Origin of the sequence: Alkalitalea saponilacus, assembly GCF_900168165.1 — a bacterium.
GTDB classification, from domain to species: domain Bacteria; phylum Bacteroidota; class Bacteroidia; order Bacteroidales; family Marinilabiliaceae; genus Natronoflexus; species Natronoflexus saponilacus.
On record NZ_FUYV01000017.1, the window covers coordinates 24,181 to 41,404 of the forward strand.

The 17,224-nt window shown below is 40.5% G+C and carries 12 protein-coding genes; 8 read left to right on the forward strand and 4 right to left on the reverse strand.

The window, feature by feature from the left end:
- Window positions 1-20: 20 nt before the first annotated feature.
- The 3 genes from yidC (at window position 21) to B5X70_RS13310 (ending at window position 4,521) form a co-directional block, all read left to right on the forward strand.
- Window positions 21-1,895, forward strand: coding sequence for a membrane protein insertase YidC (yidC, locus tag B5X70_RS13300; RefSeq protein ID WP_079558400.1), 1,875 nt, complete (start codon window positions 21-23; stop codon window positions 1,893-1,895).
- Window positions 1,896-2,231: 336 nt separating this feature from the next.
- The gene (locus B5X70_RS13305) at window positions 2,232-3,713 is read left to right on the forward strand and encodes a Gfo/Idh/MocA family protein (RefSeq protein ID WP_079558401.1); all 1,482 of its coding nucleotides are present in this window, start codon (window positions 2,232-2,234) and stop codon (window positions 3,711-3,713) included.
- 34 nt (window positions 3,714-3,747) lie between these two features.
- Window positions 3,748-4,521 (forward strand): 3-keto-disaccharide hydrolase, encoded by a 774-nt coding sequence (locus tag B5X70_RS13310; protein ID WP_079558402.1) that lies wholly within the window; start codon window positions 3,748-3,750, stop codon window positions 4,519-4,521.
- 98 nt (window positions 4,522-4,619) lie between these two features.
- Here B5X70_RS13310 and B5X70_RS13315 read toward each other — a convergent pair whose 3' ends face one another.
- On the reverse strand, window positions 4,620-5,255 hold the full coding sequence (locus B5X70_RS13315; protein ID WP_157666517.1) for a YiiX/YebB-like N1pC/P60 family cysteine hydrolase: 636 nt from the start codon (window positions 5,253-5,255) through the stop codon (window positions 4,620-4,622).
- Between the two features lie 220 nt (window positions 5,256-5,475).
- On the opposite strand from B5X70_RS13315, the gene B5X70_RS13320 reads away from it, so the two are divergent.
- From B5X70_RS13320 to B5X70_RS13330, 3 genes are read left to right on the forward strand one after another with little or no spacing between them, the layout of a single operon-like run.
- Window positions 5,476-6,525 (forward strand): linear amide C-N hydrolase, encoded by a 1,050-nt coding sequence (locus B5X70_RS13320; RefSeq protein ID WP_157666516.1) that lies wholly within the window; start codon window positions 5,476-5,478, stop codon window positions 6,523-6,525.
- 8 nt (window positions 6,526-6,533) lie between these two features.
- On the forward strand, window positions 6,534-7,082 hold the full coding sequence (locus B5X70_RS13325; RefSeq protein WP_079558405.1) for a GyrI-like domain-containing protein: 549 nt from the start codon (window positions 6,534-6,536) through the stop codon (window positions 7,080-7,082).
- Window positions 7,082-9,439: a TonB-dependent receptor gene (locus B5X70_RS13330; protein ID WP_079558406.1), complete on the forward strand. Its 2,358-nt coding sequence runs from the start codon at window positions 7,082-7,084 to the stop codon at window positions 9,437-9,439. Before B5X70_RS13325 ends, B5X70_RS13330 begins: the two co-directional genes overlap by 1 nt.
- Here B5X70_RS13330 and serB read toward each other — a convergent pair.
- From serB to B5X70_RS13345, 3 genes are all read right to left on the reverse strand, one after another.
- Window positions 9,436-10,659 carry a phosphoserine phosphatase SerB gene (serB, locus tag B5X70_RS13335; RefSeq protein ID WP_079558407.1) on the reverse strand — a complete coding sequence of 408 codons (1,224 nt, stop codon included), beginning with the start codon at window positions 10,657-10,659 and terminating at the stop codon, window positions 9,436-9,438. The two genes, B5X70_RS13330 and serB, sit on opposite strands and share 4 nt — an antisense overlap.
- 126 nt (window positions 10,660-10,785) lie before the next feature.
- On the reverse strand, window positions 10,786-12,630 hold the full coding sequence (locus B5X70_RS13340; RefSeq protein WP_079558408.1) for a serine hydrolase domain-containing protein: 1,845 nt from the start codon (window positions 12,628-12,630) through the stop codon (window positions 10,786-10,788).
- Between the two features lie 7 nt (window positions 12,631-12,637).
- Window positions 12,638-13,834 carry an exo-beta-N-acetylmuramidase NamZ family protein gene (locus tag B5X70_RS13345; protein ID WP_079558409.1) on the reverse strand — a complete coding sequence of 399 codons (1,197 nt, stop codon included), beginning with the start codon at window positions 13,832-13,834 and terminating at the stop codon, window positions 12,638-12,640.
- Window positions 13,835-14,198: 364 nt separating this feature from the next.
- Between B5X70_RS13345 and B5X70_RS13350 the strand changes: the two genes are divergently transcribed.
- Both B5X70_RS13350 and B5X70_RS13355 read left to right on the forward strand, forming a co-directional pair.
- Complete coding sequence (locus B5X70_RS13350) at window positions 14,199-14,600, forward strand: hypothetical protein (protein WP_079558410.1); 402 nt, start codon at window positions 14,199-14,201, stop codon at window positions 14,598-14,600.
- Between the two features lie 186 nt (window positions 14,601-14,786).
- Window positions 14,787-17,111, forward strand: a complete 2,325-nt coding sequence (locus B5X70_RS13355) for an alpha-L-rhamnosidase-related protein (RefSeq protein WP_079558411.1) — start codon at window positions 14,787-14,789, stop codon at window positions 17,109-17,111.
- Window positions 17,112-17,224: the final 113 nt, after the last annotated feature.

Consider the following 17,224-nt stretch of genomic DNA (forward strand, 5'->3'; position numbering starts at 1 on the left):
TATTTCATAAGACAATAAAAATGGATAGAAATTCAATCACAGGTTTACTGCTAATCACACTCATTCTGATAGGATTTTGGTTTATCAACAAGCCATCACAGGAGCAAGTTGAAGCCATGCGTCAACAAAGAGACTCTCTTCGAATGGTTGAAATGCTTGAAGAAGAGCGCCGGTTAAGTGAAGAGGTTCGAAAAGAAGCCGAAGCAACCCCGGTATCTCTTACCGATGAGACTGTGACTATTACTGAAAATGATACTGTTCAGCAACAGCGCGCCCGACAAATGTATGGCCAGTTAAGTCCATTTGTTTCAGGCGAGCAGGAGTTCTTCACTCTTGAAAATGAGAAAATCATAATGACTTTCACTAACAAAGGAGGAAGAATCTATTCGGTTGAATTAAAAGATTATAAAACCCATGAAGGGGAACCGCTAATCTTATTCGAAGGGGAAAACAACAAATTCGGCTTCTCTTTTACTCATAACACCAGGGTTTTCAACACCAATGACCTGTACTTTGATGTTCAGTCTCATTCAGATTCGATTATTGTTTTCCAAATTGCAACAGAACAAAATGAATCTTTGAGATTCAGGTATACTCTTCCGGAAGATGAGTACATGACTGGTTTTGCAATTCAAACACAAAACCTGAGAAATTTGATGGCAACACCAAGGGGAACCATTGACATCAATTGGCATGTTGAAATGCCAGCTTTTGAATTAAACCGTACCCAAGAGCAACCAAACACACGTCTTTACTATAAATATCATCTTTCTGATGTTGACAATCTTCGTCCCGGCCGAAATGATAGTGAGAGCATAAGAACACCTCTTAAATGGATCGCCTTTAAAAGTCAATTCTTCTCATCCATTTTTATTGCTGAAGAAACCTTTACAGGCGCCTATCTGTCAGCCGTTCAGGAGGAAAATGAATACAGCACGTTCCTTAGTTATAAAACAGCCGAAGCTCTGGTTCCGGTGGATTTTTCGTTGAACCAGGAACACAGATTCAATTTCTATTTTGGGCCAAATCATTACTATACTCTAAATAGCTATGGCAAAGATCTTGAATTTAACAGGTTACTTCCGTTGGGGTGGGGTATTTTTGGATGGATCAACCGCTTCGCAGTCATCCCGGTTTTTAATCTGTTAGAAAATCGCATCGCAAGTTATGGAATCATTATATTAATTCTGACATTACTTATTAAACTGGTTTTATTTCCATTAACCTATAAATCATACATCTCAACAGCCAAAATGAAGGTGTTAAAACCTCAAATTGATGAGATCAATGAACGAATACCGAAAGACAAGGCATTGGAGCGACAACAGGCGGTAATGGGACTTTATAAAAAAGCTGGTGTAAATCCAATGGGTGGCTGTTTACCAATGCTCTTGCAAATGCCTATTCTGATTGCCCTATTCAGGTTTTTCCCGGCATCAATTGAGTTGAGACAAGAAGCGTTTCTATGGGCAAATGACCTTTCAACATACGATTCCATTATAGATTTACCATTTAACATACCATTTTATGGTGCTCATGTGAGTTTGTTTACACTCTTAATGGCCATTACCAATATTGTTTACACAAAAATGAACATGGAAATGACCCAGTCAACAAACCAAATGCCGGGTATGAAAGGCATGATGTACATGATGCCGGTGATGTTCCTGTTCTTCTTTAACAGTTATTCATCGGGATTAAGTTACTATTACTTTATCTCAACCTTGATTACCATTTTCCAGACCATCATTATAAAACAATTTGTGGATGAGAAAAAACTGTTGAAAAAAATTCAGGCCAACCAGAAAAAGCCGGTAAAGAAATCTAAATTTGCTCAAAGGCTTGAAGATATGGCAAAACAGCAACAGCAGATTAAAAAGAAAGGGAAAAGATAATCCCGATACACAGATAGATAAAAAACAGAAGGAGTGTCAATCAGGACACTCCTTCTGTTTTTTATACATATTCATAAATAGCCATCTGTCATGTAAGACATAATTCTGAATATCTCATATTCAGAATAAAACCTATCTGTTCAATAATTTTGTAACAAAATGGACTTTACATTATGTCTATAAAGAAAAAAAGTATTAATTTAGCCATTGGTCTGTAAAATCAACTCTTATCAAATATCACTCAATCCCTTCCGGAATTGATTGAGTGTCGTTTACGTGTAATTATAGTTAAGAAAGAATAATAAACACAAGTTCTATCTAATAATTATTACACCTATGAAATCAAAAATTGGAAGAAGGGATTTCCTTCAAAAGAGTGGTGCAGCAGCAGTCGGATTAAGCGTACTGCCCGGAATCGTATCGGCTTCACAACCGGCTAAACCAGCCAGAAGATCCCCCGGTGATAAATTAAGAATTGCAGGTGTTGGCGTTGGCGGACGCGGATTTGCAGTGCTTCGTGCTATGGAAAGCGAAGAAATCGTTGCGCTTTGCGACGTTGACTGGAGGTATTCAAAAAACTGTTTTGACTACTGGCCCAAAGCTAAAAAGTATTGGGACTGGCGCAAAATGCTAGATGAAATGGGCGATGAAATTGATGCTGTTATGGTTGCTACAGCCGATCACACCCATGCCGCTATTGCAGCAACTGCCATTACTATGGGAAAACACGTGTATGTTGAAAAGCCATTAACACACACGGTTTATGAATCCAGACTATTAACAAAACTGGCAAAAAAATACAAAGTTGCCACACAAATGGGTAACCAGGGAGCATCTGAAGAAGGCGTTTCGTTGGTAAAAGAGTGGATTCAAAACGGAGAAATTGGCGAAGTAACACGTGTTGAAGCTTTCACTGACCGCCCAATTTGGCCACAGGGTCTAAATACTCCAACTCAAGGTCAATGGGTACCAGATCATTTAAACTGGGATCTGTTTGTTGGACCTGCAAAAATGCGCCCATACAATGAAATTTATACTCCATGGAACTTCCGCGGATGGTGGGATTACGGAACAGGTGCTTTGGGAGATATGGCATGTCATATTTTGCATCCCGTATTTAAAGGCCTGAATCTGGGATATCCAACCCGCGTTCAGGGAAGTTCTACCTTATTACTTCAGGACTGTGCCCCAGTAGCAGAAAAAGTCCGCATGATATTCCCCGAAAGAGCTCGCTTGAGAAGGGTTCGTATGCCGGAAGTTGAGGTACACTGGTATGATGGCGGCTTACAGCCATTAAAGCCAGACAACTGGCCTGCCGGAAAAAGCCTGAACGTTCAGGGTGGTGGTGCTCTTTTCTATGGAACCAAAGATATCCTGCACGTGGGATGTTATGGACGTGAGCCATTCCTGCTTTCAGGAAGAGTGCCTAATGCACCTAAAACAGAACGCAGAATCAACGTGAGCCACGAGATGGATTGGGTGCGTGCATGTAAAGAGAGCCCGGAAAACAGAACCGAATGTTCATCAGCATTTGACGAAGCAGGCCCATTCAACGAAATGGTTGTCATGGGAGTTTTGGCTGTAAGACTACAGGCACTGAACAAAGAGTTGCACTGGGACGGCGAAAACATGCGTTTCACAAATATTGGTGATGACGAAACCATCCGTACTGTAATAAAAGATGGTTTTGAAATCAGAGACGGACATCCAACTTTTGACCAAACATGGACAGAGCCTGTTAACGCCAAAAAATTTGCCGAGGAGTTAATTAAACATGAGTACAGAAAAGGTTGGTCATTACCAGATATGCCAGCTTAGTATTTTAAATCCCCAATTACTAATTATTAAAAACATGAAAAGACTATTTTTAGGACTGACAATGGTCGGTATTGTATTGTTATCGGCCTGTGGAACCGGGGCTTCACGACAGGAAGCCAAAGAAACTCCATTAAATGCGCTTACCGAGCAGGAGAAAGCAGAAGGCTGGATTCTTCTATTTGATGGCGAAACTTTTGATGGTTGGCGTGGCTATGGTCGCGAAGATGTGCCATCTGCATGGATCATCGAAGACGATGCCATTAAAATCCAAGGTTCCGGAGCTGGTGAAGCCGGGCATGAAGATGGCGGAGACATCATATTTGATCAACAATTCCAGAATTTCGAACTGACATTTGAATGGAAAGTTTCACGTGGTGGAAACAGTGGAGTGTTCTATCTGGCTCAGGAAATTGAAGACCTGCCTATTTGGCGTTCGGCTCCTGAATATCAGATTCTGGACAACGTAAACCACCTGGATGCCCGTCTTGGAGTGGATGGAAACAGAAAATCAGCGTCTCTGTATGACCTGATTCCTGCTAAACCTCAAAACTCAAAACCTTATGGTGAGTGGAACACCGGAAGTGTTATTATTTACAGAGGAACTGTAGTTCATTTTCAAAATGGCGAAAACGTTGTTGAATATCACTTATGGACTCCTGCATGGGAAGAGATGGTGGAAAACAGCAAATTTGCAGGATGGGGAGAGTTCATCAACGCTGGCGGTGAAAACCGCATGGGTTACATAGGACTTCAGGATCATGGCGATGATGTATGGTTCAGAAACCTGAAACTTAAAATTCTGGATTAATCCGGAAAAGTCATATCATTTTACAGAAGGCTGTCCCGAAATCACGGGACAGCCTCTTTTTTTGACAGTATATCGGAATTTCAGAATGTATCGAAGTTTTAATTCAAACTAAAGGTTCCAACATTAAAAAGAGCAGGAGAAGCAGCCATCCCGTTTGGATTACATCCGGGAGCTCCTTCGGGAATATCAATACCCATTTTTTTATAGTGCTCCACCCAAACAGGGTGAAAATCACCCGTTTCAGGATCAATAAAGGTCATAGGTTCTAATTGGAAAACTCCTGCCGGCTCAAAAATAGTATAAATAAATCCTGAACAATAGTGTGCATCACCGCCTATCATGTAAGTATAATCGTACGGCAACCCCAGTAACGACAAAGCAGAATCAATGGCTCCATCAACAGAGTAAATCCATTCATCCTGAAGACGAAAAACAGAAGCCTCTCCCCTGCCAGTTAAAAAGTCACCGATGAGTTCCCGGTGAACGCCCTTTTTGGGTTCCGCATGAATCACATATATCGTGTCGTTTTCAATCTGTACAATTCCCATGTGAGTAAAATGGGTTTTGAGATGCGTTTGTGTTACGCCATCAATGGCCTGTGACAAATTACTGCTTAAGGAATGATCTTCAATTCCGGTAAATAGAATATCACCCGTTTGCAATTTAAAAGACGATTGCCCATTGCAAGCACATAAAAAGAAAGACATAATAAAGATGAAAAATGAGAGCTTCATAAAAGATGAAAAATGAGTAAATTGAATGTGCAAAAGTATGATTTTAATAATCATTAACCCAAAAAGATAAAAAAAGAACCAACGTAAACGTACACAAAGTGTACGTTTACGGACATCAGAAATCACTCCAATTTAATCCTATTCATCTGACTAACTTAACATTAAACACTATGGCATGATATTTATCATAAAAAAGAACATCTTACTAAAACCTCTTATCATGAAAAGTAAAATTTTACCCACAATCCTGATTTTGTTGTTCGTTACAGCACAAGTTTATGCATGTACAACTTTCTTTTTAAATGGTGAACAAAAGCTTTTTGGCCGAAATTTCGATTTCCCTTCGGGTGTTGGCCACATTTACATCAACCCGGCAAACATTGAAAAAACTTCCTTCATTTTTCCTCCGGAAAAACCTTTTACATGGGTTTCAAAATATGGCAGCATTTCATTTAACCAAAATGGCAGAGAAATGCCTTATGGAGGCATCAACGAAGCCGGATTGGTTATTGAACAAATGTGGCATCAGGAAGCAAAATACCCGGAACCTGACCAACGTAAGGCATTAACAGAACTTCAATGGATTCAATATCATCTGGATAATTCGGCAACGGTACAGGATGTTATCAACAGCGATGAAAAGTTAAGGATTTCAATCACTTCAGTTGCCACCCTGCATTTTCTGGTTGCCGATGCATCAGGCGACTTAGCTGCCATTGAGTTTTTTGATGGAAAGATGGTCGTGCATAGCGGTGACGAACTTAAATATCCGGTTTTAAGTAACTGTTCTTATGATGTTTCATTGAATTATATTGCTACAACCAATCCAAATTTGGAGCACACTCCCTGGGTTGAAAACTCTTCAGGCAGATTTAAAACTGCAGCCGGGATGATTGGTGCAAAAGATTTAAAACAGAAGGATAAAACCGCCTTTGCTTTTGAAATTCTGGATGCTGTAGCACAGGGAGAGAGCACCCGTTGGAGCATCGTGTATGACATCTCCAATTTCAAAATACATCTTAAAACCAATGAAAATAAAGAAGTAAGAACCATCAACTTCAATGAGTTTGACTTTTCGTGCACCAATACTCCTCTTTTTATAGACATAGACCATGCCAATCCATCAGTTAAGAATTTCAAACCATTCAATATTGAGGACAATTTCAACCTGATAGACAAGGTTTGTAATGAAGTTGAATTTTTAGGCCAAATGCCAACAGAATACAGACAAGCAGTTGCAGCATTTCCGGCCACATTTAATTGCAAATAAATATTTGTATGATGAGCACAATTCTAATTATTCTAAGCATCATTCTCATAGGGCTACTACTTATATCTGCTTGGTATGGTGGGTTTTATAACATCCGATTCAAAACAACTCAATGTGGTGGTGAAACGGTTGCTTTCCTCCCCCATAAAGGGGATTATAAAAGGACTGGGAAAGTGATGGATGAAGTATATTACACCTTATTAAACGAGTTTAAGATAGAAACTTTCAAAGGTGTTTCAATATATTATGATGACCCGGACAACACTCCCACCTCAGAACTACGTTCTGAGGTGGGTTGCGTAATAGAAAATCCAGACCTGGAGTTGATAGAAAAAATCTCACAGAAATTTCAGGTAAAAGTGGTTCCAAAACGGGAGTATTTAACAACAGAGTTTCCCTATAAGGGAAAACCTTCTGTCATTGTTGGTGTGATAAGGGTATATCCGGCCATAAAAAAGCAGACAAGACAAAACAACCTGCCTGAAAATGGCCATATAATGGAAATATATGACATTCCCAATAAAAAGATTGTCTATAGAAAAGCCATGGAAGAGTAATGAAACATCTAAATTCATTCCTGATATTGATTTTGCTGGTCTTAGCCACCAATGCAATGGAAGCTCAGGCTCCCAGTCAGTCTGTGCGTGGAACGGTAACCGATGCGGTAAGTGGTGAACCACTGGTCGGAGCCACCGTATATATCCCTACACTTGAAAAGGGAACAACAACCAACATCAATGGCGAATTTGTTTTATCGCACATTCCTGTAGGACGACATAGGTTGGAAGCTGGTTTTTTAGGCTATAATCCTGTTGTGTTTCCTGAACTGTTGGTTACCTCAGGAAGAGAAACCATCATCACGATTCATCTGCATGAATCGGTTTCACAGCTCTCTGAGGTTACCATTCGACCTACCATTTCGAAAGATAAGCCACTAAACAGCATGGCTACCGTAAGTGCCAGAACATTTTCAGTAGAAGAGGCCAGAAGATATGCCGGCGGAATGGACGATCCGGCCAGAATGGCTGCCAGTTTTGCCGGAATTACAACATCAGGAATAAACAACAATGCCATAATTGTGAGGGGAAATGCTCCCAAAGGACTCCTTTGGCGGCTGGAAGGGGTTGATATACCAGGTCCAAATCATTACTCGGGTTCAAATGTTGCAGGAGGTGGTGGCATATCCATATTCAGCAGCCAGTTATTAACAAACTCTGATTTTTATACAGGAGCATTTCCCGCTGAATACGGTAATGCTGCTTCCGGGGTATTTGATATGAAATTACGCAGTGGCAACAACCGGAAGAAAGAGTACGCAGCCCAAATTGGAATACAAGGGTTGGAATTTGCTGCCGAAGGACCTTTTACAGATGGTGGTCAGAGTTCATTCCTTTTCAACTATCGCTATTCGACATTGGGATTGATTTTTCAGTTTCTTCCCGAGACAAAAGATGGCACCGAACTGCCAATTTATCAGGATTTATCCTTTAAACTGAATTTGCCTGCCGGAAATGCCGGGGTGTTTTCATTTTGGGGAATAGGTGGTTTATCAGAAAGCACCTCCAAAGGTTTCGATGACCCGGATAAATGGGAGTTTTCTCACCAAAGAGAAAAGATGCGGTTCGATTACAACATGGGAGCTACCGGTATCAGTCATCAAAAGAGCTTCGGAACCAACACACATATCAGAACAACGATGGCAGCAAATGCGTCTCAATATATATATAAGGAGGAGGTTAGGCTGGATGACAACAATCCGGAAAACCTTACTCCTAACCACCACATAGATAATGTAGAAGGGAAAATAACTCTCTCCTCAGTCATAAACCAGAAATATGGTGCAAGAATGCATTTGCGGGGTGGTATAACAACCAACAGACTCTTTTACCGGTTAAGAGGTGACGCTATGGATTATGATAATGATATGTATGGCAGATTTCTTGATGGAGACGGCATTGCATGGCTTCTTCAGACTTTTCTGCAAACAAAATACCATATCTCTTCGAGTGTGGCCTTAACAACAGGTATACATGCCTCCTGGTTTGATTTAAATGGAGAATTCCTGGCCGAACCAAGGTTCGCTCTTGAGTGGCAGACAAATCAAAGCCATCGGTTTTCGGCAGGTTTTGGATTACACAGTCAAACCGAAATGTTATCGATATATTATGCACAACCAACAAACCAAAGCGAAACTTATCCCAACAAAAAATTAAAACGGCAAAAAGCTCAACATTATGTATTGGGTTATGACTGGAATATTACCGACAACCTCAGGTTTAAACTCGAACCTTATTTTCAATACCTATACGATGTTCCAGTCATTGAAAACACTTCATATTCCATGCTCAATTTCAGAAGCGACTGGACGTTTAACAAAACACTGATAAATGATGGAACAGGAACCAACAGAGGCATTGACATCACATTGGAACGTTTTCTTAAAGATGGATATTTCTATATGACAACAGCTTCCATCTATAAATCCAGTTATAAAGATGCCGATGGAATTTCAAGGCGCACGCGGTATGACGGTGGCTACGCGGTAAACCTGCTGGGTGGCCGGGAGTTTTTGATTAACAACAAAAACCTGCTGGGTATCAGTCTGAGGTTTACATTCATGGGGCCTGAGTGGTACCAGAAACCTGATTTAGAAAAAACGACAGAACAAGGAAACATTGTTTATGATGAGCTTTCGCCTTTCAATTATCGTCACTCGTCGATGGAAACAGCAACAGACATGACCATCACTTATCGTGTAAACAAAGAAAGAAGGTCGGCTATTTGGGCTCTACAGATAAAAAACCTGTTGGGACGTCAATTTGAAGGAATGGCATACAATCTCAAAACCGGCGAAATAGAAAATGAATTCTTTACCAGCATGGTGCCATTCCTCAGCTATAAACTTGAATTTTAGAGATTGAGTTCCCTGTCTCTGAATCCCAGAAGATACAAAATGGCATCCAGCCCGATGGTTGAGATGGCATGTTCGGCGGAGGCTTTTACTTTGGGTTTTGCATGAAATGCAATACCCAAACCTGCCTGCCGAAGCATTGGCAAATCGTTGGAACCATCGCCAACGGCAATGACCTGCTCCATATGAATATCTTCCTTAAAAGCAATCAGTTTTAAAAGCTCGGCCTTTTTATTTCCATCAACAATTTCGCCCAAGTGGCGACCGGTTAGTTTTCCGTTGCTGATTTCAAGTTCGTTGGCAAAAACATAATCTATGCCAAGCTTATTTTTAAGATAATTTCCAAAATAAGTAAATCCACCGGAGAGAATAGCAGTACGATAACCATATTTCTTAAGCGTTTTAAACAACCGCTCGGCGCCTTCTGTTAACGGCAGGGAATCTGCAACCTCTTTCATCACCGACTCGTTAAGCCCCTTAAGAAGTGCAACGCGCTGAACAAAGCTATCATTAAAATCAATCTCACCGCGCATGGCAGCTTCGGTAATGGCACTCACCTCATCGTAAACTCCGGCTTTTCGTGCCAGTTCGTCAATCACTTCGGCCTGAATCAGCGTGGAATCCATATCGAAACAAATCAGCCTGCGATTACGGCGGAAGATATTATCCTTCTGGAACGCGATGTCGACTCCCGTAGCTCCTGAAATCTCTATAAAGCGGGTTTTCATGGCCTCCATGTCCACAGGTTTCCCACGCAAACTGAACTCCACAACCGATTTTGTCTGCCCGGCTTCATCATCCAGCGGAATACGCCCACTCAAACGGGAAATCACATCGATATTGAGTTTTTGCTGATAAATTTCCTTTGTGACCGAAGCCAATTGTCCGGCTGTCAGCTTGCGAGAAATAAGGGTGACAATAAATCGCTCCTTACCCTGACGTGAAACCCATTGCTTATATCTCTCTTCGGTAATTGGGGTGAATTTTACATTCATGCCAATTTCGTATGCCTTAAAGAGCAAATCCTTTAATATTGGCGATGATTCGGAACGCGAGGCAACCTCAAACAATATTCCCAACCCCAAATCCTGATGGATAACGGCCTGTCCTATATCAAGAATGTTAACATCATATTGAGCCAACACATCGGTGAGTGTTGATGTCAGTCCGGGCTTGTCTTCTCCGCTTATATTCAGGAGAATAATTTCTCTTTGCTTACTCATTTACGTACTGAATTCTTTTGAATTGAAAAACTTTCTATAAGGCATGTTTATATACCTCTGACGCCGCAAAGATAGTGTTTGTTTATGATGTTCAACATTAAAAATATGTTGAGTTTTGAGCCAATTTCATTGATTTTTCACCTCATCGTACAACATTTGCAACAATGCAGTTCGCACCCGCAAACGCGATATGGCGTTGTGCGACCGCGATGGATAAACCCGGTTTGATAAAAAAACATACACCATCTGATGCTCCGGGTCGGCCCACACCATGGTTCCGGTAAATCCCAAATGTCCGAATGATGAAGAATGAGCTCCCAAAGCAGGAAAAGCATTATTGACCGTTCGCTCATCATTATCCGGGTGGGGTTTATCAAACCCCAACGCCCGTCGATTTTCCATCTCCGGAAACTGAACCCTGTTGAACTCCTCCATTGTATCCTGCGAAAAGATAACCTCCCCTCCATAACTTCCTCCATTGAGATACATCTGCATGAGCTTACCCAAATCGTTGGCATTTGAAAACAGTCCGGCATTTCCACTGACCCCTCCCATCACAGCAGCGGCTTCATCGTGTACCCTTCCATGAACCAAAGCGCTTCTGAATGCTAAATCCATCTCGGTTGGAGGAATCTCCTCCCGATAAAATCCCTTTTGCAGCGGATTATAAACCATTCTACTTATTCCCAACGGCTTATAAATATCCTCATAAAGCGCCTCCTCAAAATTTCTATCGGTGAGTTTCTCAATCACAGAAGGATAAATTAAAAAAGAGAGACATGAGTAGCGATATTCGGGATTCTCACTCACCGACGACCGGCGAATATCCCGAAACACCCTGCGCAAATAGCGGTCGCGCAAGTATAGATGGTCATCAATCTCCAATGTGAATCGTTCCTCAAACTGATGCCGGTAAAACCGACGTCTAAACAAGCCATCGTCCTTTGTGTTTGCATAAAAATTGATGTAGGGAACCAAACCTCCCTGATGAGCCAACAGTTGTCGCAATGTGACGTCACTTTTGTTGGAACGGCGAAACAGCCTGCTTCGCCAGTCACCCCAGTACTCGCTGAAAGCATCATCCAACCCGATGATTTCATTATCTGTGAGTTGCATCAACAAAGGAAGAGGACCTGCTATTTTGGTAATGGAAGCAACATCGTACAAATCGAGCAGATGAACCGGAGTTTTTTCAAGATAGGTATGATGACCATAGGCTTCATGAATGATGACCCTTCCGTTTACCGCCATAAAAACCTGACATCCCGGAAAAGCCAGTTCTTCAATGGCGTGAGTAAGAAAATCATCGATTTTACTTTTGAGATGATGATGAATTTCATCATCATCCAATCCGGGAATATGATAGCTGAAACGCGATAAATTTTCGGTGGAGATGCCAGCTCCTTCAATAAAAATATCCTCTACTGAATAAGGAAGACGGCCTGCGGCCGCTCTTCCGCCAAAAAGGATTTGTGCTGCCAAATCCTGTTGAATTCTGCAATTCCCTCCACTTACCATCAGAGCAGGAATCTCATTAACTCCTTTCCAATTAATTAAACGGTATGCATCGTCCAAAAACAGAACCACACTTTGACTTTGTTTTGACAGGCGGGAAATTGCCTGTTCAATTTCTTTATCAGTAGATGATGATTCGATGACAATAATCAGGCGGTCATAATCCTTTGCAGCATCGAGAATTGACAATGCAACTTCCGGGTTTTGCGGAGGAATGCCAAACAATGGCATCTCTTTATACAATGACAACCGGGAGTAGAATTCATCGGCGTTTCCAACCACAATGCATGCAAAACGTCCCTGATGAAGATATTGAAGTGGAATGATGTTATCCTGATTTTTCAGAACAACGACATCCGCAAAAAGAGAGTCGCGTTGATGGCACTCCGATTCATCCGTGGCTACAGCATCGGCCAGAAAAATCAAAGAGAAAAGAATCAGGTTAAAAACCTTCATTGGGATATTATTTATAGAGCAAATAAGGTTTGCGCATGCGTTCAAAAGCTTCGTGTTCTTCTTTCCAGGAGGCTCTGATTTCTTCTTCGCTCATGCCGGATTCTATCTGCTTTAACAACGTATCGTTACCTGCCAGAAGATTAAACCATCGTCTGCGTGAGGTAAAATCGGGACTATTTCCTGAAATCCGCAAAAAATCCATATAGTATTTCAAAGTAAACCTTTGCTCCCATGGTTCCAACTCACGTAAATCCACGCCAAAGCATTTTTTGTCTTGCTGAGGAGGCGAGGTGGCCATCCCTTTTATGCTGACGGGCGTAAAAGTAAATTCGCCGTATTTTGGCTCGGGATAGCCAATGACCTGAAACGGGAAGTAAGTTCCCCTGCCAATGCTTACGTTGGTGGCTTCAAAAAAGCAGAGAGATGGATATAACCTGATGGACAAATCGTTTGGCAGATTGGGCGATGGCGGCATCATGACCGAATATTGCATATCTTTTGTGTAATTGACCGCCTCCACTACGGTTAAATGGCATTGCATGCTATCTTTTAGCCATCGCTGTCCGTTAATCATTAAAGCCAGTTCGCCTACCGTTAATCCATGCACCAAAGGAATGGGATGCACGCCAACAAACGAGGTAAATCCGTGTTGCAAAACCGGACCATCAAAATAATCGCCATTGGGATTTGGCCGGTCGAGAACAATCAAAGGAATTCCGGCCTCGGCACAGGCTTCCATCATGTAATGCATGGAAGATATGTAGGTATAAAAGCGAACACCCACATCCTGAATATCAAAAATAACAACATCAAGTCCTGCCATTTGCTCCGGTGTTGGTTTTCGTGTTTCGCTGTAGAGCGAAACAATGGGAATACCTGTGGCTGCATCAACGCCATCATCAATGAGTTCTCCGGCATCGGCATCTCCACGGAATCCATGTTCCGGCACAAAAATCCTATCCACATCAACTCCCAAAGAAAGTAAGGTATCCACCAAATGCACATTGCCGGTTACAGCAGTGTGATTAACCAACAACCCAACCTTTTGATTCTTAACCATAGGCAACCATTCGTGAATGCGGTCTGCACCGGTTTTTAGCGGGCCGGCGAAAACATCCGGATTTCCGGAAGCCGGACAAGCACTCAACACAACCATTAAAAGAAGTACCGGGAGTTGAAACAGGAAAAGACGTGAAAACCTCATTATTAACAATTTAAATATTGCATTAGTACAATAATTCCGGAAAAAAGGAATCGATTACAAAATAAGCGAGTTTATGCATTAATCGCAAAAAAGTTGATAAATAAGTCGTTAAACTATAGTTGCAAATATTATATTTGGTGATAAAAGGTTTATTCAAACATTTCTGTCCCTCTTCAATTCAGGTTTATAGGGATAATGACGGACAAATACGCAACTAATATTTCCCAACATTTCAGATACGTGACAGTTGCAAACAATTCCAGAGCACCCAAAAAGACAGTCAACTTTTGAATCGCCAATGAACTTCAGTAAATATAATAAGATTTCTGTCCAATGACATTCACCGAATACTAAAAAACAGAAAATGAAAACTATTAGGCAACTTTTCTCAACTATCTTCTTTTTGACCATTATACATACAGGTTGCACAAAAGATGATGTAAAATGCTCTGATGACTTTGAATTTTGTGCCCATATTAATTCTGAAGAATACCATAAAACCGGTGTGTATATAGACAAATACCTAAATAGTCTGGATGCAAACCTAAATGACGAAGAGGGGCTAAACAAACTCAAAGATTGGTTAGAATGTAATAGTTGTGTTGAGAATGTTGAAATATTTTGTGTTTCTTGCATAAAAACATACCCACCGAAAAGTGAATTAATCGTATTGTTCAATGTAAATGACCAGCAAACGGAGAAAACGCTTTTTATCATTATGGGCGCCCCATTAAGATTTGGACACTATCAGGAAAGGAACAACTAGTTATGCATACAGGTATAAACACAAATAGATATATGTTATAGACAACAATAGGTGGGCATATTGATAGTTTGGCTTTCGCTGCATCGCTTAAACTTTTGCACGGTGTCCAAGTTAGCAAGCTGCAACACGAACCGAATCAGACAGGTAAGACTTTACGCAACATTTCAAGAACAAATCTTTAGAACTATGAGTAAACTTATTTTATGTTTTATCTTGATTTTTCAAATAAATTTATTGAACGGACAAGATATTTGGGAAGCAAATTGGATTACTTACCCTGATAGTCAGAATGAAAGTAATTCATGGTTTTCTTTTCGAAAAGATTTTGATTTGAAAAAATTACCTGAAGAAGCATTGGCAAAAATTGCTATTGACAGTAAATATTGGTTGTGGATTAATGGGGAAATGGTAGTGTTTGAAGGTGGTTTAAAACGTGGTCCTAATCCTAAAGATACTTATTACGATGTGGTTGACATATCGGCTTATCTGACTATAGGCTCTAATAATATATCAGTATTAGGCTGGTATTTTGGGAAAGATGGATTTTCTCATATCAGCAGTGGAAAATTTGGTTTTTTATTTGAATGTATAACTCCTGAAATCACAATATTAACTGATGCTTCATGGAAAGTGATCCAAAATGAAGCATATCAAACCTGTCCTTCTCCTTTTCCAAATTTTCGGCTTCCAGAATCCAGCATCAGATATGATGCCACAAAAGATCCAGGGAAATGGTATGCCAATGACTTTTCGACAAAAAACTGGAAAAATGCCAGAGTACTTGGAACGCCACCAATGTCTCCTTGGAATAAATTAGAACTTCGTCCTATTCCTCAATGGAAGGATTCCAAACTTGTATCTTATGCTCAGGCTCCGGCTTTTCCGTTTCAATATAACAGAGATACTACAATTACCTGCATATTACCCACTAATTTGCAAATTACGCCATACCTTAAAATTGAAACAAAAGAAGAGGGTCATATAATTGAAATAATAACCGACAACTTTATGGGTGGAAGCGAACCTAATGTTTACGCTCAATATGTTTCCCGTAAAGGTGTTCAGGAATACGAAAGCTATGGATGGATGAATGGACATAAAGTCATTTATAAAATACCCGCAGGTGTTAAGGTTTTAGACCTAAAATACCGTGAAACAGGGTATGATACCGAATTTGCCGGAAGTTTCACCAGTTCTGGTGACTTCCTTAATAGTATTTGGGAAAAGGCTCAGCGTACTCTTTATATTACCATGCGTGATAATTTTATGGACTGTCCCGACCGAGAACGTGCCCAATGGTGGGGTGATGTTGTTATACAGGCAGGACAATCATTTTATGCACTTGACACATTAAGTCATTTGTTAATCAAAAAAGGGATGTACGAATTAATTAACTGGCAAAGGCCTGATGGCACCCTTTTTAGTCCAATACCTGCCGGAAACTGGGACAAGGAACTACCTGTTCAGATGCTCACAAGCATTGGATACTATGGATTTTGGAATTATTATTTGAACACAGACGATATTCAAACCATCTCAGACTTATATGATGGCGTAAAAAAATATTTACACATTTGGGATTTTAATGATAATGGTGCTGTTAAAGTCAGACATGGAGGCTGGTCGTGGGGTGATTGGGGCGAGAATATTGATCTGGAACTTATAACAAACATGTTTTATTATTTGGCACTAAAAGGAGCTGCCAATATGGCTGAGGATCTGAATCTAATGGAAGATGTTTCGGAATACCGACAATTAATGGAAAAAATTAAGATTGTTGTGAACTCTGATTTCTGGAATGGGACAGCCTATCGACATCCTGACTATAAAGGAAAAACTGATGACAGAAGTCAGGCACTTGCAGTAGTTTCTGGTATTGCTGACAAGGAAAAGTACCCGGCTCTTCTTAAAATATTTAAGAAAGAAGAACACGCAAGTCCGTACATGGAGAAATTTGTGTTGGAAGCTTTATTTAAAATGGGGTATGTAGATTATGCCATTGAGCGAATGAAAAATCGATATGGAGATATGGTAAACCACCCAGAATATACAACTCTTTTTGAAGGTTGGGGCATAGGCGAAATGGGATATGGAGGTGGTACGACCAATCATTCATGGAGTGGAGGCCCACTTACATTATTATCGCAATACTTGTGTGGCATTGAACCTATTGAGCCCGGGTATAAATTATTTCAAATTGTTCCTAATCCGGGTTCAGTAAAACATGCCTCTGCAACTATTCAATCGGTAAAAGGAATCATCAAAAGCAGTTTTGAGAATTCAAACGATATTTTTAAACTTAATGTTACCATCCCAAAAGCAACCGAAGCCATCATTGGTATTCCGGCAGAAAAAATTACAACGATTAAACTCGATAATAAATCTATTTGGAAAAATGGGAGTGAAATCAATAATAAAGAAATATTAAAATATTATGGGATAGAGAATGGCCACATCCTGTTTAGGGTTTCTGATGGAGTATATTATTTTGAGGCAATAAGAAATGATTAAAAATACTATAAACATTTGGTAGCAGAATGTATATGTAATATCAGTTCTCGTAATGATTTTGAAACTCTCTGCACCGCAATTTGGTTGAAGAAATTTTGAAAAATTCTAACTCG